The organism is Lacisediminihabitans changchengi, assembly GCF_016634425.1.
GTDB lineage: Bacteria > Actinomycetota > Actinomycetes > Actinomycetales > Microbacteriaceae > Lacisediminihabitans > Lacisediminihabitans changchengi.
Genome location: NZ_JAEPES010000001.1, coordinates 781,704 through 805,271, shown reverse-complemented (window position 1 = coordinate 805,271; position 23,568 = coordinate 781,704). Strand labels below are relative to the sequence as shown.

The window sequence follows — 23,568 nt, the reverse complement described above, 5'->3', positions numbered from 1 at the left end:
AGTAAGGGGTGCCGTCCCGAAGGACGGCACCCCACTGGCTGTGTGCCGCTAGTGCCTAGACGGTTTCGAGTGCGTAGCCCTCTTCACCGTGGACGATGGTGTCGACCCCGGCGACCTCATCCTCGTTGGTGATACGGAATCCGATGGTCTTCTGGATGACGGTGCCGATGATCCAGGCGAGTCCGAACGAGTAGACGCCGATTCCGATTCCCGCCAACGCCTGCACACCGAGCTGCTTGAAGCTGCCGGTGTCGATGAGGCCGATGCCGGAGCCGAAGATACCGATGTAGAGCGTGCCGAGCAGGCCACCGACGAGGTGGATGCCGACGACATCGAGCGAGTCATCGAAGCCGAGCTTGAACTTCAGGTCGATAGCGAGGGCGCAGACCGCACCGGCCAGGATGCCCAGCACGATCGCCCACCCCGGGGTCAGGATGTTACAGGCCGGGGTGATCGCGACAAGACCGGCTACGGCGCCCGATGCTGCACCGATCGAGGTGGGCTTGCCGTCTTTGATCCGTTCGACGATCAGCCAGCCGAGGATGGCCGCGGCCGGGGCTGCAAGGGTGTTGATCCAGGCGATGGCGGCGACACCGTCGACAGCGGCCTCGGAGCCGGAGTTGAATCCGAACCAGCCGAACCAGAGCAGCGCCGCGCCGAGGAGCGTCAGCGGCACGTTGTGCGGCTTGGACATGCCCTTGCTGAAGCCGACGCGCTTGCCGAGCACCAGTGCCAGGGCCAGGCCCGCGGCACCGGCGTTGATGTGCACAGCGGTACCACCAGCGAAGTCATTGACCTTGAGCAGAGCCGGGGCCCACCCATCGGTCAGGTTGAAGACCCAGTAGGCGACGGGGAAGTAGACGATGGTGACCCAGATGCCCGCGAAGATCATCCAGGAGCCGAACTTGGCACGGTCGGCGATGGCGCCGGAGATCAGCGCGACGGTGATGATCGCGAACGTAGCCTGGAAACCGGCGAAAGCGAGACCGTTGAGGTCGGCATCCATGGCCCCGTCCTTGCCGATGTTGATCAGGCTGCCGAGACCGAGCGATCCGGCGAACGGGTTACCCAACCAGTGCGGGATGAGCGGCTTGCCGAAGGCGAGTCCGTAGCCGTAGAGAACCCACAGCACACCGACGAGTCCCATTGCGCCGAAGCTCATCATCATCATGCTGATGACGCTCTTGGCGCGGACCATACCGCCGTAGAAGAAGGCAACGCCGGGAGTCATGATGAGCACGAGGGCAGCAGCGACAAGAAGCCACAGCGAGTTCAGGTTTGAAGTAATGCCGTCTGTAGTGGCATTCGTTAAGACCGACAAGTCGACCATGTGGGGGTTGCCTCTCTCTGATTACAAGGGGTTACCCTCCGACTTCGTGCGCGTGGCGGGCAGCCTGCGCAAAAGACGTCGGGTGCACGCAAGTTTGCTGCGTCGATATTTCCGCACGGGTGTAGACGTGTTTCGAGTGGGTTACGCGATCATCGGGCGTGTAAACACTGTGTTTCGCCGGCGTCTGACACCGCCATCACTGCGCGCGGATGTTCACGGAGCCGAGAGCCGACGCTCCGCATCGTGCCGCAGCGCGGCCAATCGCCGGTAGTAGGCGGCCAACCGCGAGACAAGGATGCCCGCGAGCACTATCGAGATCGCCGAGCCGAGCAGCACGGCCAGGGTTCCTTCGTCGGCCACCTCCGGCCGTCGAGCAAAAGCCAACTCGTTCATGAGGAGCGAAACGGTGAACCCGACGCCGCCGAGCGCTCCGGCGGTGACCAGTCCCTGGAAAGTCAGCTGCGGTCGGTTGCCCTTGGCGCCGACGAAGCTGGAGAGCCAACCGCCGAGACCTATCCCGATCAGCTTGCCGACCGGGAGTGCGATCAGGATCCCCCAGAACGGAGCCTTCAGCTCGCCGATGGTTACCTGCGGAATCGCCACCAGCGCAGCAGAGAACGCGAATAGGGGAAGGATGCCGCCGTTCGTTATCGGCTCCAGTGCGTGCCGCACGCGCATGCCCGGCTTTCGCAGCATCGCGAGCCCCAGAGCGACTCCCGCGATGGTCGCATGCACGCCGGACTCGTAGACGAGGAACCAGGTGAGCAGCGCGACCGGCACCATCGCGATGGTTACCGGGACGCGCATCCGGGTGCCGAGCAACCGGCTGAGCAGGGCAAACACCGCGACTCCGACAACGGCGATCGCCAGGAAGAGCAGGTTCGGGTCTTTCGTGAAGAACAGCGCGATGATCAGGATCGCCACGATGTCATCGAGGATCGCCAACGCCAGAATGAAGATGCGCAGCCTCGACGGGATGCCCTTGCCGAAAACGGCGAGAACGCCGAGCGCAAAGGCGATGTCCGTCGCCGTGGGAATGGGCCACCCCCCGGAATAGCCCGAGCCCGCCGTCACCGCGAGGTAGATCAGGGCGGGAACGAGCACTCCCCCGATTGCGGCGATCGCCGGACGCACCGCCTTCGACACCGAGTTGAGTTGCCCGACGGTGAGCTCGTTCTTCAGCTCGATGGCAACGACGAAGAAGAAGACGGCGAGGAGGCCGTCGCTGATCCAGTGCCCGACGGAGAGGTCGACCGGCGTACCGGGAATCGACAGGTGCGCATGCTGAATGGCCATCAGCCCCGCACCGAGGGGACTGTTGGCGGCGATCAATCCCAGTACCGCTGCGATCAGCAGCAGCACGGCCGCCACCCGCTCCGACCTCATGATGCTCATTCGGTGTCCCCACTGCCGCATCGCGGCGCGCGTAATCTCGTGAAGCGATCTCTTCGATCACCTGCCGACCAGACTTCCCGGCGCACCAGGATCCAGCCTAGGCCAGCGGATCAGGACGAGGTCACCGGATCAGGACGAGGTCAGCGCGATCATGCGCGATACGGCACGCAGGTACTTCTTGCGATAGCCCCCGGCGAGCATGTCCTCCGCGAAGACCTGATCGAGCGAGAGGCCGGTGGCGATGATGCGCACCTGAGCGTCGTAGAGCCGGTCGACGAAGGCGACCAGGCGGAGGGCATCCGTCTGATTGTCAAGCAGGTGCACCCCCTCGAACCCGACCGCCTCCAGCCCATCGATGAGCTTCACATACCGGGACGGGTGAACGGATGCCAGGTGCGCGAGCACCCCATCGAACGAGTCGACCGTGACCCCGCCGACCTGGCCCGCGACTGCGGCGGCGAAGGATTCGTCATCCAGTGTCACCGCATGACCCTCGAGATCGCGCCGCCGGTAGTCCGTGCCGTCGATCCGCAGCGTGTCGAATCTGGCCGAGAGGGCGTCGATCTCGCGCAGGAAGTCCTGCGCGGCGAAGCGTCCCTCACCGAGCGCATTCGGCGGGGTATTGGAGGTCGCCGCGATCTTGGACCCGCTGGCGACGAGCTCAGACAGCAGCCGCGACATCAACCGGGTGTCACCGGGATCGTCGAGTTCGAACTCGTCGATGCAGACGAGCGAAGCTCCCTTCAGCAGCGCGACCGCCTGTTGGTAGCCGAGCGCGCCGACCAGCGCGGTGTACTCGATGAACGTGCCGAAGTACTTGCGCTCGGGCGCGAGGTGCCAGAGGGCGGCGAGCAGGTGGGTTTTTCCGACTCCGAAGCCACCGTCGAGATAGATGCCCGGGAGTGTCTGTGCGGCCTTCTTTCGGGTGAACAGCCCACCCTTCTTGCCTCCGTGCCAGCCGGTCGCGAAAGCGCGGATCGCGGCGATCGCAGCGCCCTGCGATGGGTAGTCACGGTCGGGACGATAGGTGTCGAGGGTGGCAGTGAGAAACTGCCGCGGCGGCACCAGATGAGCGGCGATCTCCTCGCCACTGAGCGTGGGCGAGCGGTCGACCAGGCGCTCGGGGGCGCCGGTCTGCTGCGATGTCACGAAAGGCACCTTACGGACGTGGATGGGCTATGTGTCGAAGTCTTGCGGCGACCTTCGGTGAGGCGGCCTCGACGACCGCATTCCCGCGTAGATTTGTTCGGCGGCCTGCTGTCCCAGACTAGCCCGCGCATCCCACACGATCGGTCGCCCACTCGGGCGCCAACTGGAGGTACCCATGGCCGTCGAGGTCGACTCTTCACCACGCTTCGCCGAGTTCGCTCACCCCGAACGTCTGGTCAGCACGCAGTGGCTGGCCGACCACCTCGGCACGCCGGGGCTCGTCGTCGTCGAGTCCGACGAAGACGTGCTGCTCTACGAGACGGGCCACATCCCCGGTGCCGTCAAGATCGATTGGCACACCGACCTCAACGACCCGGTCGAGCGCGACTACATCGACGGTGAGCAGTTCGCCGCGCTCCTGGGCTCCCGCGGCATCGGCCGCGACACGACCATCGTCGTCTACGGCGACAAGAACAACTGGTGGGCCGCGTACGCCCTCTGGGTCTTCACCCTGTTCGGCCACCAGGATGTCCGCATCCTCGACGGCGGCCGGGCCAAGTGGGAGGCCGAAGGCCGCGACTACACGACGGATGCCTCCACTCCCGTCGCCGTCGACTACCCGGTCGTCGAGCGCGACGACGCCGACATCCGTGCGTTCAAAGACGACGTGCTTGCCGCTCTCGGCACGGATCCCCTGATCGACGTCCGCTCACCCGAGGAATACAGCGGAGAGCGCACCACCGCCCCCGCCTACCCCGACGAGGGTGCGCTGCGCGCCGGCCATATCCCCAGCGCGCAGAACGTTCCGTGGGGCAAGGCTGCCGCCGAAGACGGCACCTTCCGCTCCCTCGACGAGTTGAACGCGCTCTACCGCGACCAGGCCGGTCTCCACGACGGCGACAGCGTGATCGCCTACTGCCGCATCGGCGAGCGGTCGAGTCACACCTGGTTTGTGCTCACGCATCTGCTCGGCTTCGACAGCGTGCGCAACTACGACGGCTCATGGACCGAGTGGGGCTCTGCAGTGCGCGTCCCGATCGTGCGCGGCACCGAGCCCGGCGTGGCCGTCGCTCGCTGACCACGGTTCTCGTGACCACGGTGCCGGGACGGGCAACTGCTCGTCCCGGCGCTGGGATACTGGAGAGACCATGACTGACGAGCTCCCCGAACCGCAGCTGCCTGAACAGCTCAGCGAGATCCGCACCGACTTCCTCGACCTTCCCGAGAAAGACAGGCTTCTGCTGTTGTTGGAGTTCGCCAACGAACTCCCCGAGCTGCCGGCGCGCTACTCCGAGCACCCCGATCTGCTCGAGCAGGTCGTCGAATGCCAGTCCCCCGTCTTCATCTTCGTCGAGGTCGATGATGACAACCGCGTGCATGTCTACGCCACCGCGCCCAAGGAGGCGCCGACCACCCGCGGTTTCGCGTCGATCATCGCGCAGGGCCTCGGCGGCCTCACCGTCGAGCAGGCTCTCGCCGTTCCCGACGACTTCCCCAACACCATCGGCCTGACCGCTGCCGTCAGCCCGCTGCGCATCCGGGGCATGACCGCTCTGCTCGCCCGGTCCAAGCGACAGATCCGCGAGAAGAGCGCTCCCTTAACCGAGTCCGGCGCGTGATCGTTCGGCCGGTCTTCCCCGAGGTCGGCCCGCCCATCGACCTGGCGACGGATGACGCCCGCTCGCGCCTCGACGCGCTCTACGCCACCCCGAGCACCGAGTGGCTCCGCATCAACCTGGTTCTGTCGGTCGACGGCAGCGCGGCCGGCAGCGACGGAACCTCCGCATCACTCACGGCGGGTGCCGACCGAAAGGTGCTCGGCGCGATCCGCCGTGCTGCCGATGTCGTTCTCGTCGGCGCAGAGTCGGTGCGCCGTGAAGGCTACGTGCTGCCGAAAACCGCTCCGCTCGCGATCGTCACCGGCAGCGGAGAGCTGAGCGGACATGCTCTCGCCGGCGTCGAGCCTGGTCGGCTGCTCGTGCTGTGCCCGGACTCCGCCCGCGATCGAGTCACCGCCGAACTGCCCGCCGCAACGGTGATCGTGCTGCCCGAGACGGAAGGGCGGATGGCCGCTGGTGAGATCATCGCCGCCCTGCGTGCCCGCGGGTTTGGATCCATCGTCTGCGAGGGTGGCCCAAGTCTCGCGGGCACCCTGGTCGACGCGGGACTGGTCGATGAGCTGTGTCTCAGCACGAGTCCGCGGATCGGCGGGCCACAGCATCCGCTGTCCGTCGCCGCCACGGAGTTGCGGCTCGAACGCCTCGCCGTCGACGATGCCGGCGTCGTGTTCGCGCGCTGGTCAGTCGCGCGGATCTCCCGTTAGGGGCAGCGCGGCAAGCCAGTCGCGAATCGCCATCGTCCAGCGCGGGCGGTCGTAGTTCCACAGTTTGCAGTGCGCAGCGCCCGTGAAGGCCTCGAAGTCGACGATGTCGGGCCGCTCCTCGGCGAGGGCGCGCGACGCGGTGACCGGTACGAAGCCGTCATCCACGCTGTGCATGAGCAGAATCGGCAGGTTCAGCTCCGGCGCGCGCGCGACGAAGTCGAGCCGTGGCAGGTCGATCGCCCTGCCCTGCCCGGTGAGTCGGCGGCCCCAGGGCTTGCCGATGAGGGCGAGCACCGCCGAACTGATCGGTGTCGGCAGCCGATTGAGAGTGCCCTGATAGCGCAGCGCGGTGACCCAGTCGATCACGGGAGAGTCCAGCGCGATTCCTCGCACGAGCTCTGCATGCTCGGAGCGCGTCAGGGCCTGCAGCACCGTCGCGCCGCCCATCGACCAGCCCATCAGCACCAGATCGGTCGCCCCGTGCTCTTTCGCATAGGCCATAGCCGCGTCGATATCACGCCATTCGGTATCGCCAAGCCCATAGCGGCGGTCGAGGCTGAAAGGAGCTTCGCCATCGTTGCGGTACGACACCATCAGGGTCGTATAGCCGGCCTCTCGGAAGATCGGGGTCGCCCGGATGGTCTCGGTGCGACGCACCGCGCGGCCATGCACCTGGATCACCCACGGCATCCGTCCGTCGGCCCGGGGTTCTGCCGGCGGCACCCGCCACGCGGGGGCCGGTCCGAGTTCGGTCTGCACGGCGACTTCCTCGGTGGGGACCCCCAGCTCGGACGGATGCAGGTAGTACCACCCGGACAGCCGAGCTCGCGTCGCCGCCTCCAGGTCGCCGAACGAAACATCGATGAGCGTGCGGGTGACCGCGGTCGGCGTCGCGGCAAGGATCTCGCCCACCCGCGCGTAGCCCGCATCCCCCGCGAACCACAGGCCGTAGTCGCCGGGCAGCCGCGAATCGACGGTGGACGACAGCACGATCGTCCCGTCGTCGGGGCGCACAGCGAGGATGCGGATGTTCTCCTCCCGCCGTTTCGGCGGAGTGACGATCGTGCGCGCCACGAAGAGGGTCAGAGCCGCCGCGCCAGCAGTGAGCAGGGTGGCAAGCGTGCCCGCGGCCACGAGCGAGACACCCCACCATGGGATTCGGCGGGCGGCGTGCCTGCGATGATCTGCCACGAGAGAACTTTAGTCTTCGTACCGTGCCCGAAAACCTGGATGGACCGGCGGTACCCGCGGCCTTCGCCGCCGCGTTGGCCGCGGTGCGCAGTGCGACACTGCGACCGGAACTGGTGCTGACGGAGATACCGGCCCCGGGGAGCCTCGCACCGTACTCGATCGCCCTGGCCGCGGATGTCACCCCGGCACGACATTCGGAAGACTCCGAGTTGGGCACCGGTCGCTTCATCCTGCTCTACGACCCTGCCGGTTCGGACGCGTGGGGCGGCCAATTCCGCGTGGTCTGCTTCGCCCAGGCGCCGCTCGAGACCGAGATGGGCCTCGACCCTTTTCTTGCCGATGTCACGTGGTCGTGGCTGGTCGATGCGCTCGATGCGCGAGGAGCGAAATACCGGGCTGCGTCGGGCACTGCCACCAAGATCTTGTCCACCGGATACGGCGAATTGGAGAGCCAGGGCGACGGCGCGCAGATCGAACTCCGGGCATCATGGACCCCGCTCGGCCACGAGGTGACCTCGCATGTGGAAAGCTGGGGCGAGTTGTTGTGCATGTTGGCGGGCCTTCCGCCGGCTGCTGAAGGAGTGAGTGTGTTGGCTGCCCGTCGAGCTGGACGTGAGTAATAGCGAAGAGACCGTGCCCGCGGTCGAACCGGAGGTGGATGTCGCACCGGTTCAGGAGCCGCACGCCGTCGTCTCCGTCATCGATACCCGTGAGGCGTATCTCGCCGCGGTAGAAGCGATCGCCGCGGGGCACGGGCCGATCGCTATCGACGCGGAGCGAGCATCCGGTTTTCGCTATTCGCAACGCGCGTACCTGATTCAGATCTTCCGTCGGGGCTCCGGCGTCTTTCTGTTCGACCCGCCAGCGATCGGTGACTTCAGCGACCTCAATGCGCTGATTTCCGACGAGGAGTGGGTGCTGCACGCCGCCAGCCAAGACCTCGCCTGCCTGCGCGAGGTCGGCCTCGATCCCGAGCGAATCTTCGACACCGAGCTCGGCGCGCGCCTCGCCGGGCTGCCCCGGGTCGGTCTTGGCACCGTGGTCGAAGAACTTCTCGGCATCCATCTGGCAAAGGAGCACTCCGCCGCCGACTGGTCGACCCGGCCGCTCCCCCAGTCCTGGCTGGTGTACGCCGCGCTCGATGTCGAGCTGCTCCCCGACCTGCGCGACGCCGTCGGCGCGCTCCTCACCGAGGCTGGCAAGGCCGACATCGCCGAGCAGGAGTTCTCGGAGGTGCTGCACCGCGAGGCGAAGCCGCCGAAGACGGATGCCTGGCGAAAGCTCTCCGGGCTCCATACGGTTCGTGGGGCGCGCAACCTCGCCGTCGCCCGCTCGCTCTGGCAGGCGCGCGACGACTACGCCCAAGAGATCGACACCGCGCCCGGTCGGCTCGTGCCTGACTCCTCGCTGGTCGCAGCGGCCAAGGCGATGCCCGACTCGAAGCATGCTCTCGCCGGCATGCGTGATTTCACCGGGCGGGCCAGCCGTTCAGAACTCAATCGCTGGTGGGCTGCCATCGAAGCCGGCATGAGCACCGACGACCTGCCCGCACTCCGCGGCCCCGGCGACGCGATGCCGCCACCGCGCGCCTGGTCGGACCGCAACCCGGCCGCCGATAAGCGCCTGAAGGCCGCTCGCGCCGCGATCACCGACCTGTCGACCGAGTTGACGATTCCGCTCGAGAACCTGTTGACACCGGAGTTGCTGCGTCGGCTGGCCTGGAGCCCGCCGTCAGATCTCGACGTGGACAGCATCCGTTCCGCCCTCACCGAGCTCGGTGCCCGTCCGTGGCAGGTTGACGCTACCTCACAGGTAATTCACGATGCCTTTGTCGATGCCAGCCAAATCGAGGAAGAGCCCGGCGAGCCCGTTTCGTAGGAACAAGCAAACGATTCTCAGGGTTTTTCGCCCAACCATAGGATCGTCTGCGGTACTCATCGAAAGTGGAGGCATTGTGGCCGAGAGACATGAAGTCGTGTTCGTCGACGGGGTACGCACCCCGTTTGGACGCGCCGGCGAAAAAGGGATGTACTGGAACACCAGGGCCGACGACCTCGTCGTCAAGGCAATGGTCGGACTCCTCGATCGTCACCCCGAACTTCCCCAGGACCGCATCGATGACGTGGCCATCGCCGCCACCACTCAGCAGGGCGACCAGGGTCTGACGCTCGGCCGCACCGCCGCTCTGCTCGCGGGGCTGCCGAAGTCGGTGCCCGGTTACGCAATCGACCGCATGTGTGCTGGCGCGATGACATCGGTCACCACCATCGCCGGGGCCATCGGCTTCGGCGCGTACGACCTCGCCCTCGCCGGCGGGGTCGAGCACATGGGCCGCCACCCCATGGGATTCGGCGCCGACCCGAACCCCCGTTTCCTGTCCGAGAAGCTGGTCGGCGAGGAGGCGCTCAACATGGGCTCCACCGCCGAGCGCATCCACGACCGCTTCCCGCACCTCACCAAGGAACGCGCGGATCACTACGCCCTGCGCAGCCAGCAGAAGGCCGCGGCTGCGTACGACAAGGGCAAGTTCCAGCCCGACCTCATCCCGGTCGCAACCCGCGGAGAGAACGGATGGGGGCTCGCCACGCGCGACGAAGCCCTCCGCCCCGAGACCACGCTGGAGGGTCTCGCCGGACTCCGCACGCCGTTTCGCCCGCACGGTCGCGTCACCGCCGGAAACTCGTCTGGGCTCAACGATGGCGCGACCATCAGCCTGCTCGCCAGTGAGGCGACCGCCAAGGAACTCGGTCTCCCCACCAAGATGAAGCTCGTCAGCTTTGCCTTCGCCGGCGTCGAGCCGGAGATCATGGGCATCGGACCGGTCCCCTCGACCGAGAAGGCGCTGAAGAAGGCAGGCCTGACGATCGACGACATCGGCCTGTTCGAGTTGAACGAGGCGTTCGCCATCCAGGTTCTGTCGCTGCTCGACCACTTTGGGATCGACGACGACGACCCCCGGGTCAACCAGTGGGGCGGCGCGATCGCGATCGGACATCCGCTCGCCTCGTCCGGCGTGCGCCTGATGATCCAGCTCGCCGCGCAGTTCGCCGAGCGCCCCGACGTGCGCTACGGCCTCACCGCCATGTGCATCGGTCTCGGCCAGGGCGGCTCGGTCATCTGGGAGAACCCGTACTTCGACGGAAAGAAGAAGAAGTAGATGACGATCGAACAGACCGCCGGCCCCTCGTCCAGCCCAGACCTGGACCAGTTCGCCGACCTCAAGAACATGTCGGATGACGAGGTCGTCACGCATTCCTACGTGCGAGACATCCCGATCTCGGGTGGCAAGACGCTTGCCCTCGTCACTCTGGACAACGGCCGCGACCACACCCGGCCATCCACCCTCGGCCCATTGACGTTGCTCGAGTTCGCCGAGACGCTCGACGGCCTGAAGGAGCGCGCGGCCAAGGGCGAGATCGCCGGCGTCGCCGTCACCGGTAAGCCGTTCATCCTCGCTGCCGGCGCCGACCTGTCGAAGGTCAGCGAGATCCCGAGCAAAGCGATCGGCAAGCAGATGGCACAGCTCGGCCACGCCGCCCTCGGCCGCCTGTCGGAGCTCGGTGTGCCGTCGTTCGTGTTCATCAACGGACTCGCGCTCGGCGGCGGCGTGGAGATCGGCCTCAACGCCGACTACCGCACCATCGACCGCAACATCCCGGCGCTAGCGTTGCCCGAGGTCTTCCTCGGCATCATCCCGGGCTGGGGTGGAGCGTGGTTGCTGCCGAACCTCATCGGTATTGAGAACGCCCTGAAGGTCATCGTCGAGAATCCGCTCAAGAACAACCGCACGCTCAAGGGTCAAGAAGCCTTCGACCTGGGGATCGCCGATGCGATCTTCGACTCGGTGAGCTTTCTCGAAGACTCGGTGCGCTGGGCCGACGGCGTGATCTCCGGCAGTATCAAGGTCAAGCGCCCGAACGTGCCCGGCAAGATCGAGCGGGCGGTGAAGTGGGACGTCGCGATCGGCATCGCCACCAAGATGCTGCAGAACCGCATCGGCACCGTCGCGAAGTCGCCGTACAAGGCACTGGAGCTGCTCAAGGCCGCGAAAAACACCGACAAGAAGACCGGTTTCGCTGCCGAGGACGAGGCGCTGTCTGAGCTGATCTCCGGGGACCAGTTCCAGGCCAGCATCTACGCCTTCAACCTGGTGCAGAAACGGGCGAAGAAGCCCGCTGGCGCCCCGGACAAGAAGCTCGCCAAGCCGGTAACCAAGGTCGGCGTGATCGGTGCGGGCCTCATGGCCAGCCAGTTCGCGCTTCTGTTCGTGCGCCGCCTCAAGGTGCCGGTGGTCATCACCGACCTCGACCAGGCACGCGTCGACAAGGGGCTCGACTACATCCGCGGCGAGATCGACGCGCTGCTCGGCAAGAAGCGCATCTCCCCCGACGAGGCCAACCGCCTGAAGGCTTTGGTCAGCGGTACGACGAACAAGGCTGACTTCGCCGACGCCGACTGGGTGATCGAGGCCGTGTTCGAGGAGCTAGGCGTCAAGCAGGACGTCTTCGCGGACGTCGAGCAGTACATCTCCGCCGAAGCCGTGCTCGCGACGAACACGTCCTCGCTGTCGGTGGAGCAGATCGGCGCGAAGCTCAAGCACCCCGAGCGTCTGGTCGGTTTCCACTTCTTCAACCCGGTGGCCGTCATGCCGCTGATCGAGGTAGTGAACACGCCGCAGACGGATGAGGCGACCCTCAGCACCGCGATGGTCGTTGCCGCAAAGCTCTACAAGAACGCGGTCATCACCCGAGATACTCCCGGTTTCGTGGTCAACCGTGTGTTGGCCAAGGTGCTCGGTGAAGCAATGCACGCGGTCGACACCGGCACGCCGTTCGAGGTGGTCGAGGAATCGACGAAGCCCTTCGGTCTGCCGATGACGCCGTTCGAACTGCTCGAACTGGTGGGGCTGAAGGTCGGCGCCCACGTACTCGACACGCATCACGCCGCCTTCCCCGAGCGCTTCTTCGAGAGCGAGAACCTGCACAAGCTGGCCGAGCTCGGTCACATCTTCGAGCGCGACTCGAAGGGCAAGGTCACCGGTATCGACAAGAAGGCGCGCAAGATCGTCGAGGGTGGCAAGGACCCGATGACGGCGGCCCAGCTGCAGACCCGCATCGAAGACGGTCTGGCCGACGAGGTGCACCGGATGCTCGAGGACAAGGTCGTCTCGGCCCCCGAAGACATCGACCTCTGCCTCATCCTCGGTGCCGGTTACCCGTTCCAGATGGGCGGCGTCACGCCGTACCTCGACCGCGTGGGAGCGTCAGAACGTGTCTTCCACGACACCTTCCACCACCCGGTCATCCGCGGCACCGACTAGGCACCGCGTACCACGCACGAACGCCCGCCCGGCACCGCTGGGCGGGCGTTCGTGCGTCTACGGGTTGACCTGCAACGCTGTCACCTCCCGGACGCCGCCACGCTGTCCCCTTCCCTGTTCCGACTTCCCTGTTCCGACTTCCGACTTCCGACTTCTCTCTTCCGAAATCCGACGTCTCTCTTCCGAAATGAAGGATCAATTGGCCGCCACGCCGCAACAGATGTCGAACACGCCGCGCATCCTCAACAATCGCCTTCATTTCGGAAATGACAGAAGGTAGCTTGAGGTACATCGAGGTGTTTTGGGGTACCTCGAGGTGCGTCGGGTGCCTCGAGGTGCCTCCGTGGTCGCTGAGAGTCAGCGGGAATGGAGATGGTCTCCGCGGTCCATTACGGCCTGAATCATGGCGAGAGTGGCGGGCCAGTCATCAATGACCATTCGATAACTGATGCGAATGACGTGATAACCCAACGCCTCGAGAAACGAATCCCGATCGCGGTCGCCGTGCACCTTTCGCGCAATCTCTGCATCGCTAAGGCCCTGGTACTTGCCAGCACCGTCGAGCTCCAGCGCTAAACAGTCTCCGATGAGGAGATCGATCCACCGCTCGCCGAGCACCGCCACCTGCAGCTCTGTACTGATGCCCGCCCTCGCGAGCTTCCGGCGTGCGACGCTCTCCAGATAGCTCTCGCTTCGACCGTCAACGATCTGAGGAAGATGTGAGAGCCGCGCGGGCAATCGTCGCGCAATCACTGCCGTTACAGACGGGGCAATCAGACCGACATGCAAGGCCGAGTCGATGCAGGCGACGGCATCATCCTCGTCCTCGCTTAGCGCGACCTGAGCCAAGCAATCCAACACACCGACCCGCAATCTCGTCGATTTCGTTGGCGGCCCCGCCGCTCCCCAATGCACCACGGTGGTGGCGCCCTCCGCATCGCGCAACCGCAGCACGGGGTCGTGTTCCGAGCGCAGCCGGGCAGCGTACGCCGGAACGTGCACGTGAAGCGCGACGTCTCGCGGCACAGCCAGACCGTAGGTCTCCGCGGCCGAGACACCGGCGAGTCGCCCGCCAACCCGGACAGCACGAACGTACGGCTCACCGGTCGTCGGGCCCATGTACCAACCCTGCCGAGGTCGCACTAGATCACCGGCCCTCACCGCCGCCGCGAGTTGATGGCTCGTTGCTCCCACTCGCAGCAGCTCATGAGTCGCTGCCACTCCGCCGCGATGGTGGATTTCGGCCAGCAGGGAGCGCAATGACGCACGAGCTGGATCCGTTCGCATGCGGCAAGGCTGACCGAGCTGCGGCGTCCGGTGGTCTCGCTGAGTAGTTCTGTGGAAGCGTCACCCACTCGCGCCCCTGTGGAGGAACGGTCACTCCGCAGCCATACTTCCGAAATGAAGGCTTTTTTCGCGACATGCCGTTTGATCGTGCTTGACGAACGGCGTGTCGGAAGTTTTGCCTTCATTTCGGAAGGGGACGGCATTCCGAAGGGGAATGCGCCGACTCGGTGCCGGCGGGCCCCCCGCTAGCGGTTGACCGTGGACATGTCGGCGTAGCGGTCGCCGACGGGCGCTGCGAGGGCGTCGAGGGCTGCCAGGTGCGCGGGTGACAGCACCACGTCATCCGCTGCCACATTTTCCTCGAGGTACGGGATGCGCTTGGTGCCCGGGATCGGCGAGATGTAGTCACCCTGCGCCAGCAGCCAGGCGAGGGCGACCTGGCCAGGCTTGACCGCCAACTCACGAGCGACGGCATCCACCTGCTCGACGATTCGGATGTTCGCGGCCAGGTTCTCTCCGGCAAAGCGCGGGTTGTCGCGGCGAAAGTCGGTCTCGTCCAGCTGGTCGATGCTGCGGATCGTGCCGGTGAGGAAGCCGCGGCCGAGCGGCGAGTACGCCACGAAACCGATGCCCAGCTCCTGAACGAGTGGCAGCAACTCCGCTTCGGGCTCTCGCGACCACAGCGAGTACTCCGTCTGCAGCGCAGTAACGGGATGCACCGCGTGCGCCCGACGGATGGTGGCCGGTGCCGCCTCCGACAGCCCGTAACTGCGGATCTTGCCCTCGGCGATGAGCTCGGCCAGCGTCCCGACGGTGTCTTCGATGGGCGTGTTCGGGTCCATGCGGTGCTGGTAGTACAGGTCGACGTAGTCGGTGCCCAGTCGAGTGAGGGTGCCCTCGATCGATAGCCGCACGTTCTTCGGGCTGCCGTCCAGTCCACGAGTATCGCCGTTCACGTGCGAGATGGTGCCGAACTTGCTGGCGAGGACAATCTGGTCACGCTTGCCGTCGAATGCCCGTGACAGCAGTTCCTCGTTGATGTACGGGCCGTACGTCTCCGCCGTGTCGAAGAAGGTGACGCCGAGGTCGATAGCACGGTGCAGGGTCTTGATCGACGCGATGTCGTCGACGCCGGCGCCGGTGTAGAACGCCGACATCCCCATCGCACCGAGACCGATGCGGGAGACCTCAAGTCCGTCGGTTCCGAGGGTGATTTTCTTCATAGCCGGGGGGCCTTTCCTTGATAGGTCGTGATCTTGTAGTCGATCGCGGCCAGGCTGGTGGTGATCTCATCGAGCTGCGCCTTCACTGCGATGCGGTGCCGCAGTAGCAGTTCGAGTCGCTCCGGGGTCGCGCCGTCTCCGGCCCGCACCAGGTCCACATACTCGCGCACCTGAGCGATCGGCATGGATGTCGCGCGCAGCATCGTGAGGAATCTCACGAAGCTCACATCGGCATCCGAGTATCGCCGCTGCCGGGACGGCGCCCGGTCGATCGGCGCGAGCATAAGCCCGGCGCGTTCGTAGTAGCGGAGGGTATGGGTGGAGAGTCCGGTGAGCTCGGCTACCTGGGAGATAGTCAGGACTGACGTGGTGCGCTCGATGGTCACACTACGAGGCTAAGACTTAGAGCGCGCTCTAAGTCAAATGCGGAGCGAGGACGACCGTGTGTCGTCAGTTCGAGCTTCGAGCGCAGCTGCCCGGACCAGCTACTGCCGGTCGATCCCCAGTGAACGCTCGTCAGCTTCCTCGGGGAGGGGCCGGGCGACCGGGATGCGGCTGCCGAGCACCTGCGCCACCACATCACGGGCGATGTGCTGCGGTGTCAGACCAACCTGCTCGAGAATTTCGGCGCGCGAGGCGTGATCGATGAACTCGTCGGGCAGCCCGAGTTCGGTGAGCGCCGTGTCGACCCCGGCCGCGCGAAGGTCTTGACGGATGCGCGTGCCGATACCACCGACCCTGATGCCGTCTTCGATGCTCACGACCAGTCGGTGATCCGCCGCCAGCCCGATGATGCTCTGCGGCACGGGGACTACCCAGCGCGGATCGACGACGGTCGCACCAATGCCCTGGGCGGCGAGGCGCTCGGCAACCTGCATGCCGAGTTCGGCCATCGGCCCGACCGCGACGATCAGCACGTCTTTGTGCGGTGCCTCGCGCAGCACGTCGACCCCGTCATCCGTTCGACGCACGGCGTCGATCTCCGCGCCGACGCTGCCCTTCGAGAACCGCAGCACGGTGGGCGCATCGCCGACGGCGACCGCCTCCCCCAGCTCTTCGCGTAGCCGCGTCGCGTCACGCGGCGCGGCGAGACGGATGCCCGGGACGACCTGCAGAATGGCCAAATCCCACATGCCGTGGTGGCTGGGCCCGTCCGGACCGGTGACACCGGCCCGGTCGAGCACGAAGGTGACGCCCGCCTTGTGCAGGGCGACATCCATCAGCACCTGGTCGAAGGCGCGGTTGATGAACGTGGCGTAGAGCGCGACTACGGGGTGAAGGCCGCCGAAGGCGAGCCCGGCGGCCGAGGTGACGGCGTGCTGTTCGGCAATTCCTACGTCGAACACCCGCTCGGGGTACTTCGCGGCGAGCTTGTGCAGTCCGGTGGGGATGAGCATGGCCGCCGTGATCCCGACGATCTTCGGGTCTTTGTCGGCGAGCTTCACAATCTCGTCAGAGAACACCGAGGTCCAGGACGGGCTGCCCGTTCCGCCGATCGGCTCGCCGGTTTCTGGGTCGATGTGACCAACCGCGTGGAACTGGTCGGCGGTGTCGAGCACAGCGGGCTCGAAGCCCTTGCCCTTCTGGGTGATCACATGCACGATCACCGGCGCTCCGTATGCCTTCGCCTGTCGGAGCGCCTCCTCCATCGCGGCCTCGTCGTGGCCATGGATCGGCCCGATGTACTTGATGTCGAGGTTCGAGTACAGCGCCTCGTTGTTGGAGAAGCGGGAGAGGAATCCGTGCATCCCGCCGCGCAGGCCGCGGTACATCGCTCGGCCGACGGAGCCGAAGTGGTCGGCGAACCGACGCGTGGTCATGTAGAGGTCGCGGTACTCGCGACGGGTGCGCACGCCGTTGAGGAAGCGGGCCATACCTCCGATGGTGGGGGCATACGACCGGCCGTTGTCGTTGACGATGATCACCAAGCCACGGCTGTTGTCGTCGCTGATGTTGTTCAGCGCCTCCCACGTCATCCCCCCGGTGAGCGCGCCGTCGCCGACGATCGCCACCACTGAACGGTCTTTCTGACCCGTCATCTGGAAGGCGCGGGAGATCCCATCCGCCCAGCTCAGCGAGCTGGAGGCGTGCGAACTCTCGACGATGTCGTGGATGGACTCGGATCGCTGCGGGTAGCCGGCCAGCCCACCCTTTTCGCGCAGGTGGCTGAAGTCCTGCCGCCCGGTGAGCAGCTTGTGCACATACGCCTGGTGGCCAGTATCGAAGACGATCGCGTCATTAGGCGAGTCGAAGACGCGATGTACGGCCATGGTCAGCTCGACGACACCGAGGTTCGGCCCCAGGTGACCACCGGTTTTGGAGACCTCGGCGATCAGAAAGGCACGAATCTCGGCCGCGAGCTGCGTCAGCTGCCCCTGGTCGAGCCCATCCAGGTCTCGTGGCCCATGGATGTTCTCAAGCAACGACATATCTCCACCATACCCACGTGACGCTCACGCACGGTGAGCGCCACGTGGGCCTTGACAGGGTCTGACCCCGTAGCGTCTAGACGAGCGAGCGCAATACGTACTGCAGGATGCCGCCGTTGCGGTAGTAGTCCGCCTCGCCGGGGGTGTCGATCCGCACGACCGCGTCGAACTCGATCGGCTGCTTACCCTCGGGCGAGTGCTCGCTCGGAACGGCGGTGACCCGCACCGTCTTCGGGGTCGTACCCGAGTTCAGCTCCTCGAGACCGGCGATCGAGACGATCTCCGTGCCATCAAGGCCAAGGGACGCCCAGCTCTCTCCGGCCGGAAACTGCAGCGGAACGACGCCCATACCGATCAGGTTGGAACGGTGGATGCGCTCGAAGCTCTCGGTGATGACCGCCTTGACGCCGAGAAGGCTGGTGCCCTTGGCTGCCCAGTCACGGGATGACCCGGAGCCGTACTCCTTGCCTCCGAAGATGACGAGCGGGGTGCCGGCTTCCTGGTAGTGCTGACTGGCGTCGTAGATGAACGACTGCTCACCATCGGCGGTGGTGAAGTCGCGGGTGTAGCCACCCTCGACTCCGTCCAACAGCTGGTTCTTGAGACGGATGTTCGCGAAGGTCCCGCGAATCATCACCTCATGGTTGCCGCGGCGCGAGCCGTACGAGTTGTAGTCGGCGCGGGCGATGCCGTGCTCGTCCAGGTAGCGACCAGCCGGGCTATCAGCCTTGATGTTGCCAGCCGGGCTGATGTGGTCGGTGGTGACCGAGTCGCCGAGCTTGGCGAGCACCCGGGCTCCGACGATGTCGCTGACCGGGGTGGTCTCCATCGTCATGCCGTCGAAGTACGGGGGCTTGCGCACGTACGTCGACTTCTCGTCCCACTCGAAGGTCGAGCCGGTAGGGGTGGGAAGCGAACGCCAGCGCTCGTCACCATCGAAGACGCCCGCGTACTCGTGCGTGAACATCTCGGTGTCGATAGAGGAGTCGATCGTGGCCTGCACCTCGGCCGCGTCGGGCCAGATGTCGGCGAGGAAGACGTCGTTGCCGTCCTGATCCTGGCCCAGGGCATCCGTCTCGAAGTCGAAGTTCATCGAGCCGGCCAGGGCGTAGGCGATCACCAGCGGCGGCGAGGCGAGATAGTTCATCTTCACGTCGGGGTTGATGCGACCCTCGAAGTTGCGGTTACCCGACAGCACCGCGGTGACGGCGAGGTCGTTGTCTTGAACAGCCTGCGAGATTTCGTCTTCGAGCGGGCCCGAGTTGCCGATGCAGGTGGTGCAGCCGTAGCCGACCAGGTAGAAGCCGAGGTCTTCGAGGTAGCCGTTGAGGCCGGCCTTCTCGTAGTAGTCGGTGACGACCTTCGATCCGGGGGCCAGGGTGGTCTTCACCCACGGCTTGGACTTCAGGCCCTTCTTGCTGGCGTTGCGGGCCAGCAAGCCAGCAGCGAGCATCACGCTCGGGTTCGACGTGTTGGTGCACGAAGTGATCGCGGCGATGGCGACGGCACCGTGGTCGATGGTGAAGGTCTCACCGTCGGCCGTCGTCACAGCGGCCGGGTTCGACGCGTGCGCTGGACTCGGGCTGGTGACGACCGGGGCATCCGACCAGTTCTCGTCCTGAGCGGTGGTGCCGACCGGGTCGGAGGCCGGGAAGGTACCTTCGAGCGCCTCATCGACGCGGGTGGTGGTTTCGGCGTATGCGCCGAGGTCGACCTCGAACTGCGACTTCGCCTTGCTGAGCTCGACCCGATCCTGCGGGCGCTTCGGGCCGGCGATCGACGGCACGACGGTGCCGAGGTCGAGCTCGAGGTATTCGCTGAACGAGGGCTCGACGGATGCATCGTGCCAGAGCTTCTGCAGCTTCGAGTAGCTCTCCACCAGGGCGACCTGCTCCTCGCTCCGCCCGGTAAGGCGCAGGTAGTCGAGGGTGACGTCGTCGATCGGGAACATGGCGGCGGTGGAGCCGAACTCGGGGCTCATGTTGCCGATGGTGGCGCGGTTGGCCAGCGGCACCGCCGCGACGCCTTCGCCGTAGAACTCGACGAACTTGCCGACGACCCCGTGCTTCCGCAGCATCTGCGTGATGGTGAGCACGACATCCGTCGCCGTGACGCCCATCGGGATCTCGCCGGACAGCTTGAAGCCGACGACCTTGGGGATGAGCATGGAGACCGGCTGGCCGAGCATGGCCGCCTCGGCCTCGATGCCGCCGACACCCCATCCCAGCACGCCGAGGCCATTGACCATGGTCGTGTGCGAGTCGGTGCCGACGCAGGTGTCTGGGTAGGCCTGAAGCACGCCGTCGACGGTGCGGGTCATGGTGGCGCGGGCCAGGTACTCGATGTTGACCTGGTGCACGATGCCGGTTCCCGGAGGCACCACCTTGAAGTCATCGAACGCCGTCTGGCCCCAGCGCAAGAACTGGTACCGCTCGCCGTTGCGCTCGTATTCGATCTCGACGTTGCGTTCGAAGGCATTCTCGGTGCCGAACAGATCGGCGATGACGGAGTGATCGATGACCATCTCGGCCGGAGCCAGCGGGTTGATTTTCTTCGGGTCGCCGCCGAGGTTCGCGACGGCCTCACGCATGGTGGCCAGGTCGACGATGCAGGGAACGCCGGTGAAGTCCTGCATTACGACGCGCGCCGGGGTGAACTGGATCTCGGTGTCGGGCTCCGCCGTGGGAACCCATGAGCCGAGCGCCTCGATCTGAGAGCGGGTGACGTTCTTGCCGTCCTCGGTGCGAAGGAGGTTCTCCAGCAGCACCTTGAGGCTGAACGGGAGCTTCTCGTACCCGGGGACCGAGTCGACCCGGAACACCTCGTAGTCGGTCCCGCCGACCGTCAGTGTGTCCTTCGACCCGAAGCTGTTGACCTGCGACATTCCGTCGTCTCCCTTGTACGAACCCTGCGATCTGGCGAAGCCATTCTCTCGCCGTGAGCGCCCGGTGACCAGCAAGGCGAACCTAAGTCTGGGCGGCGCAACTCCGGCCGATCGAGGATGAAACTATCTTGACATCAAGATAAATCATAGTCGCGGATGTCCTGGGCTCCGACACGAAGTCGAATGGACTCAGTCGCGCGCGACGACCGCCGCACGGCCGTACGCCGCGCGCACCAGCAACCACGTCACCCAGAGCAGCACCGCGTAGAGCGGCACACCGAGCACGAGCTTGGTGCCGGCCAGCCATTCGGTCTGGCGGGCGAGGTACAGCGGCACTTCGACGGCCAGGCGCAGGGCGAACAGGCCCAGCCACATCCAGGTGGCGATGTAGAGCACGCGGCGCTTGGCCGCATCCTTCTTCCACTCCACGCCCTCATTGGTGAGGAAGCCCACGATCAGTCCGATCAATGGCCAGCCAACGATGATACTGATCAGCAGCACGAGCACGCTGCTCGCGTTGATGACCATGCCGGGGATGAACGCCTGCTCTGCGCGCCCCGAGATGAGCGCGAGGACGGCCGAGACCGCGAGCAAGAGCAGTCCGATGACCGCCGACATCACGGGGCTGCGAGTCACTAGGCGCACCACGATGAAGGCAGCGCCGACAATCACGGGCACGAGCACCGCGAGCGGCACGCTCTTGGTGATCGTGTACAGCACCAGGAAGACGAGGCCGGGGAGGATCGATTCGATCAGGCCGCGCACCCCACCGACCGCGCTGAGCAGTGAGCCCGCGGTTGGCACCTCCCCGGGCGTCACCTGGCCGAAGCCGGTCTTGCGCATGGCCGCGGCCATGGAATCCCGGAAGCTGATCGGCTGCTCATCGTCTGGAGCGGGGTCCCTCGGAGTCGGGTCTGCCACGTGAATCAGAGCCCGTCGGTCTTCGGCATCTGCAGCGGGATGAGGTCACGCGGGGGCATCGGGGTCTTGCCCCGCACCACGACGACGCTGCGGAACAGGTCTTCGACCTCGGCAGCGGCGACCGGGTCGACGGCGCCTTCTCCCGCGATGACGCCGCGCAGGAACCAGCGCGGACCGTCGACGCCGATGAATCGCGCCAGACGGGTCGCCCGCGGCTGCTCCGCCGTCGCCGCCGGAATCTCGGCCAGGAGCTCCGGCCCGAACGGTCCGACGGACAGCGTGGTGGTTCCGCCCTGCTTCTCGATCTGCTCCGCGATCTGGTCACGGATCTCGTGCCACAGCCCCGAGGTGCGCGGCGCCGCGAACGGCTGCACCTGCAGGGTCGAGCCCGCGTAATCCAGTCCGACGGCCACGACGCGCTGGCTGCCCTCCTCGACCTCGAGGCGCAGGTGGAGTCCCTCGCGCGGAAGGATCTTCACGCCGCCGAGGTCGACGTAGGGACGAACCGCATTGGCCTCGCTCTCGTCTAGGGGGCCTTCCGTCGCGCGGTCAGCCGGGGCCGACTTGGCCTGGATCAGTTCGTCGTCGCCTTCGATTGACGTCGTGTCACTCACGGGTTGTCTCCGATATTCGGTGGTCGTTGGTGGGGCCGCTCGAGATTCGCGGTCCGGATACTGCCGGTCAGGGTGCTGTCGGTCAGGGTGCAGTGCTGTACCCGGTGGACCCGAAGCCCGCTTCTCCGCGATGGCTTCCGGGCAATCTCTCCACCGGCACGAACCGCGCCCGCGTCACCGGCATGATCACGAGCTGCGCGATCCGGTCTCCGACTGCGACAGGATACGACACCGAGGTGTCGGTGTTCAGGAGCGTCACCCGGATCTCGCCTCGGTAGCCGGCATCCACCGTCCCCGGACTGTTGACGATGGTGATCCCGTGCTTCGCGGCGAGGCCGCTGCGGGGAACCACGAAGGCGGCGTATCCGTCTGGCAGCGCGATGGAGACGCCAGTTCCCACGGTCGCGCGTTGTCCCGGCGCCAGCTCCACGGCATCCGCGGAGGTCAGGTCGGCGCCCGCGTCACCGGGATGCGCGTACGACGGAACAGACTCCGCCACGATCAGGACTTCCACGCTTTCAGGCACGTGATGAGGCTAGTGCAGAGCCCGACGGGGTCGCAGGAGGGTGATCGTGCAGGTTCGAGCAGTCAAAGTCTGATCGAATGGGGGCATGACGATTTACCGCGAACGCCTGTGGGCGTCGCCCCTGGTGTTCATCAGCACCGCGCTCATCATCCCGGCCAGCCTGCTGGTGTTCCTGCCGATCAACCCCACGGCGGGCGTGTTCGTGGCGATTCTGCTCTATCTGGCAATCGTCGCCGCCCTCATCCTCGGGTCGCCCGTGCTTCGGGTCACCGACGACGCACTCACCGCAGGTCGCGCCACGATCCCGCTGGTGTTCGTCGGGGAACTCACCGCGTACCGCGGAGAGGCTGCGACGCTCGCGCGGGGACGCAAGCTCGACGCCCGGGCGTGGCTCCTCATCCGCGGATGGGTATCGCCGGTGGCGAAGATCGACGTGCTCGACCCAGAAGACCCGACTCCGTACTGGCTCGTATCAACACGAAAGCCCGAGGCGCTGATCGAAGCGATCAGCAGCGCTCGGGCTCGCGTGGAAGGCTCAGCCGACCAGTCGTGACGCGGTTAGGCGGCGCACTCCTGGCAGATCGGGCCGAGCTTCTCCTCGTGGTCTAGCTGTGAGCGGTGCTTCACCAGGAAGCAGTTCACGCACGTGAACTCATCCGCCTGCGGAGGGAGCACCACGACGTCGAGGTCGAGGTCGGAGAGGTCGGCTCCAGGGAGCTCGAATCCACCGGGGTTGTCTGCGTCATCGACGTCAACGACGCCCGACATCTTGTCCGGAACGCGCTCCTTCAGAGCCTCGATCGACTCGGAGTCGTCGTCGGTCTTACGGGGTGCGTCGTAGTCGGTTGCCATGCCCATCCAGTTCTGAAAATCGTTGTTTGGCCCTAATCGGCGGCCATAGTTTGCATCAATAGTTTGCGAATAGCAAACCACTGCCACACGACCGTGAATCCGACGCTGATGGAACTCACGGCAC

General features: G+C 65.9%; 21 protein-coding genes. 8 read left to right on the top strand and 13 right to left on the bottom strand.

Annotation, left to right across the window (positions count from 1 at the left end; translation table 11 throughout):
* Nucleotides 1–55: 55 nt before the first annotated feature.
* From IV501_RS03785 to zapE, 3 genes are all read right to left on the bottom strand, one after another.
* On the bottom strand, nucleotides 56–1,330 hold the full coding sequence (locus tag IV501_RS03785) for an ammonium transporter (protein ID WP_200555050.1): 1,275 nt from the start codon (nucleotides 1,328–1,330) through the stop codon (nucleotides 56–58).
* 213 nt (nucleotides 1,331–1,543) lie between these two features.
* On the bottom strand, nucleotides 1,544–2,725 hold the full coding sequence (gene nhaA / locus IV501_RS03780) for a Na+/H+ antiporter NhaA (RefSeq protein ID WP_200555049.1): 1,182 nt from the start codon (nucleotides 2,723–2,725) through the stop codon (nucleotides 1,544–1,546).
* Between the two features lie 129 nt (nucleotides 2,726–2,854).
* On the bottom strand, nucleotides 2,855–3,874 hold the full coding sequence (gene zapE / locus IV501_RS03775) for a cell division protein ZapE (protein ID WP_200555048.1): 1,020 nt from the start codon (nucleotides 3,872–3,874) through the stop codon (nucleotides 2,855–2,857).
* A 175-nt stretch (nucleotides 3,875–4,049) separates the two neighbouring features.
* Between zapE and IV501_RS03770 the strand changes: the two genes are divergently transcribed.
* The 3 genes from IV501_RS03770 to IV501_RS03760 all read left to right on the top strand — a co-directional run bounded on the left by IV501_RS03770 (nucleotide 4,050) and on the right by IV501_RS03760 (nucleotide 6,197).
* Entirely contained in the window at nucleotides 4,050–4,952 is a 903-nt protein-coding gene (locus tag IV501_RS03770; RefSeq protein ID WP_200555047.1) for a sulfurtransferase, read from the top strand.
* A 70-nt stretch (nucleotides 4,953–5,022) separates the two neighbouring features.
* Entirely contained in the window at nucleotides 5,023–5,493 is a 471-nt protein-coding gene (locus tag IV501_RS03765) for a SufE family protein (RefSeq protein WP_200555046.1), read from the top strand.
* Nucleotides 5,490–6,197: a dihydrofolate reductase family protein gene (locus tag IV501_RS03760; protein WP_200555045.1), complete on the top strand. Its 708-nt coding sequence runs from the start codon at nucleotides 5,490–5,492 to the stop codon at nucleotides 6,195–6,197. The genes IV501_RS03765 and IV501_RS03760 overlap by 4 nt, the downstream gene beginning before the upstream one ends.
* Here IV501_RS03760 and IV501_RS16520 read toward each other — a convergent pair.
* Entirely contained in the window at nucleotides 6,174–7,388 is a 1,215-nt protein-coding gene (locus tag IV501_RS16520; RefSeq protein WP_307812164.1) for an alpha/beta hydrolase family protein, read from the bottom strand. The genes IV501_RS03760 and IV501_RS16520 overlap by 24 nt on opposite strands.
* Nucleotides 7,389–7,411: 23 nt before the next feature.
* Between IV501_RS16520 and IV501_RS03750 the strand changes: the two genes are divergently transcribed.
* The 4 genes from IV501_RS03750 to IV501_RS03735 all read left to right on the top strand — a co-directional run bounded on the left by IV501_RS03750 (nucleotide 7,412) and on the right by IV501_RS03735 (nucleotide 12,708).
* Entirely contained in the window at nucleotides 7,412–8,008 is a 597-nt protein-coding gene (locus IV501_RS03750) for a DUF3000 domain-containing protein (RefSeq protein WP_307812163.1), read from the top strand.
* A gap of 34 nt (nucleotides 8,009–8,042) precedes the next feature.
* A complete protein-coding gene (locus IV501_RS03745; RefSeq protein ID WP_200555429.1) occupies nucleotides 8,043–9,266 on the top strand; it encodes a ribonuclease D in 1,224 nt (407 codons plus the stop codon).
* A gap of 76 nt (nucleotides 9,267–9,342) precedes the next feature.
* Nucleotides 9,343–10,545 (top strand): thiolase family protein, encoded by a 1,203-nt coding sequence (locus IV501_RS03740; RefSeq protein ID WP_200555043.1) that lies wholly within the window; start codon nucleotides 9,343–9,345, stop codon nucleotides 10,543–10,545.
* A gap of 69 nt (nucleotides 10,546–10,614) precedes the next feature.
* Entirely contained in the window at nucleotides 10,615–12,708 is a 2,094-nt protein-coding gene (locus IV501_RS03735; protein WP_372430738.1) for a 3-hydroxyacyl-CoA dehydrogenase NAD-binding domain-containing protein, read from the top strand.
* A 357-nt stretch (nucleotides 12,709–13,065) separates the two neighbouring features.
* Here the strand turns inward: IV501_RS03735 and IV501_RS03730 are convergent, their stop codons facing one another.
* From IV501_RS03730 to dut, 8 genes are all read right to left on the bottom strand, one after another.
* Entirely contained in the window at nucleotides 13,066–13,662 is a 597-nt protein-coding gene (locus IV501_RS03730; RefSeq protein ID WP_200555041.1) for an endonuclease domain-containing protein, read from the bottom strand.
* Nucleotides 13,663–14,240: 578 nt separating this feature from the next.
* Nucleotides 14,241–15,218 carry an aldo/keto reductase gene (locus tag IV501_RS03725; protein WP_200555040.1) on the bottom strand — a complete coding sequence of 326 codons (978 nt, stop codon included), beginning with the start codon at nucleotides 15,216–15,218 and terminating at the stop codon, nucleotides 14,241–14,243.
* A complete protein-coding gene (locus tag IV501_RS03720; protein ID WP_307812162.1) occupies nucleotides 15,215–15,604 on the bottom strand; it encodes a MerR family transcriptional regulator in 390 nt (129 codons plus the stop codon). Before IV501_RS03720 ends, IV501_RS03725 begins: the two co-directional genes overlap by 4 nt.
* Before the next feature lie 99 nt (nucleotides 15,605–15,703).
* The gene (gene dxs, locus IV501_RS03715) at nucleotides 15,704–17,647 is read right to left on the bottom strand and encodes a 1-deoxy-D-xylulose-5-phosphate synthase (protein WP_200555039.1); all 1,944 of its coding nucleotides are present in this window, start codon (nucleotides 17,645–17,647) and stop codon (nucleotides 15,704–15,706) included.
* A gap of 76 nt (nucleotides 17,648–17,723) precedes the next feature.
* Nucleotides 17,724–20,531 (bottom strand): aconitate hydratase AcnA, encoded by a 2,808-nt coding sequence (gene acnA, locus IV501_RS03710; RefSeq protein ID WP_200555038.1) that lies wholly within the window; start codon nucleotides 20,529–20,531, stop codon nucleotides 17,724–17,726.
* A 189-nt stretch (nucleotides 20,532–20,720) separates the two neighbouring features.
* Nucleotides 20,721–21,452 carry a DUF3159 domain-containing protein gene (locus IV501_RS03705; protein WP_307812161.1) on the bottom strand — a complete coding sequence of 244 codons (732 nt, stop codon included), beginning with the start codon at nucleotides 21,450–21,452 and terminating at the stop codon, nucleotides 20,721–20,723.
* A 5-nt stretch (nucleotides 21,453–21,457) separates the two neighbouring features.
* Nucleotides 21,458–22,066 carry a DUF3710 domain-containing protein gene (locus IV501_RS03700; protein WP_200555037.1) on the bottom strand — a complete coding sequence of 203 codons (609 nt, stop codon included), beginning with the start codon at nucleotides 22,064–22,066 and terminating at the stop codon, nucleotides 21,458–21,460.
* A gap of 82 nt (nucleotides 22,067–22,148) precedes the next feature.
* Nucleotides 22,149–22,592, bottom strand: coding sequence for a dUTP diphosphatase (dut, locus tag IV501_RS03695; protein ID WP_200555036.1), 444 nt, complete (start codon nucleotides 22,590–22,592; stop codon nucleotides 22,149–22,151).
* Between the two features lie 85 nt (nucleotides 22,593–22,677).
* On the opposite strand from dut, the gene IV501_RS03690 reads away from it, so the two are divergent.
* Nucleotides 22,678–23,145, top strand: coding sequence for a DUF3093 domain-containing protein (locus IV501_RS03690; protein WP_200555035.1), 468 nt, complete (start codon nucleotides 22,678–22,680; stop codon nucleotides 23,143–23,145).
* 5 nt (nucleotides 23,146–23,150) lie between these two features.
* On the opposite strand, the gene IV501_RS03685 is transcribed toward IV501_RS03690, so the two are convergent.
* Nucleotides 23,151–23,444, bottom strand: coding sequence for a DUF4193 domain-containing protein (locus IV501_RS03685; protein ID WP_147782392.1), 294 nt, complete (start codon nucleotides 23,442–23,444; stop codon nucleotides 23,151–23,153).
* Nucleotides 23,445–23,568 lie beyond the last annotated feature (124 nt).

Coding starts and splice junctions, on each gene's coding strand:
- IV501_RS03785 (WP_200555050.1), bottom strand. CDS start 1,330: ATGGTCGACTTGTCGGTCTTAACGAATGCCACTACAGACGGCATTACT.
- nhaA (WP_200555049.1), bottom strand. CDS start 2,725: ATGAGCATCATGAGGTCGGAGCGGGTGGCGGCCGTGCTGCTGCTGATC.
- IV501_RS03770 (WP_200555047.1), top strand. CDS start 4,050: ATGGCCGTCGAGGTCGACTCTTCACCACGCTTCGCCGAGTTCGCTCAC.
- IV501_RS03765 (WP_200555046.1), top strand. CDS start 5,023: ATGACTGACGAGCTCCCCGAACCGCAGCTGCCTGAACAGCTCAGCGAG.
- IV501_RS03735 (WP_372430738.1), top strand. CDS start 10,615: ATGTCGGATGACGAGGTCGTCACGCATTCCTACGTGCGAGACATCCCG.
- IV501_RS03725 (WP_200555040.1), bottom strand. CDS start 15,218: ATGAAGAAAATCACCCTCGGAACCGACGGACTTGAGGTCTCCCGCATC.
- dxs (WP_200555039.1), bottom strand. CDS start 17,647: ATGTCGTTGCTTGAGAACATCCATGGGCCACGAGACCTGGATGGGCTC.
- acnA (WP_200555038.1), bottom strand. CDS start 20,531: ATGTCGCAGGTCAACAGCTTCGGGTCGAAGGACACACTGACGGTCGGC.
- IV501_RS03690 (WP_200555035.1), top strand. CDS start 22,678: ATGACGATTTACCGCGAACGCCTGTGGGCGTCGCCCCTGGTGTTCATC.
- IV501_RS03685 (WP_147782392.1), bottom strand. CDS start 23,444: ATGGCAACCGACTACGACGCACCCCGTAAGACCGACGACGACTCCGAG.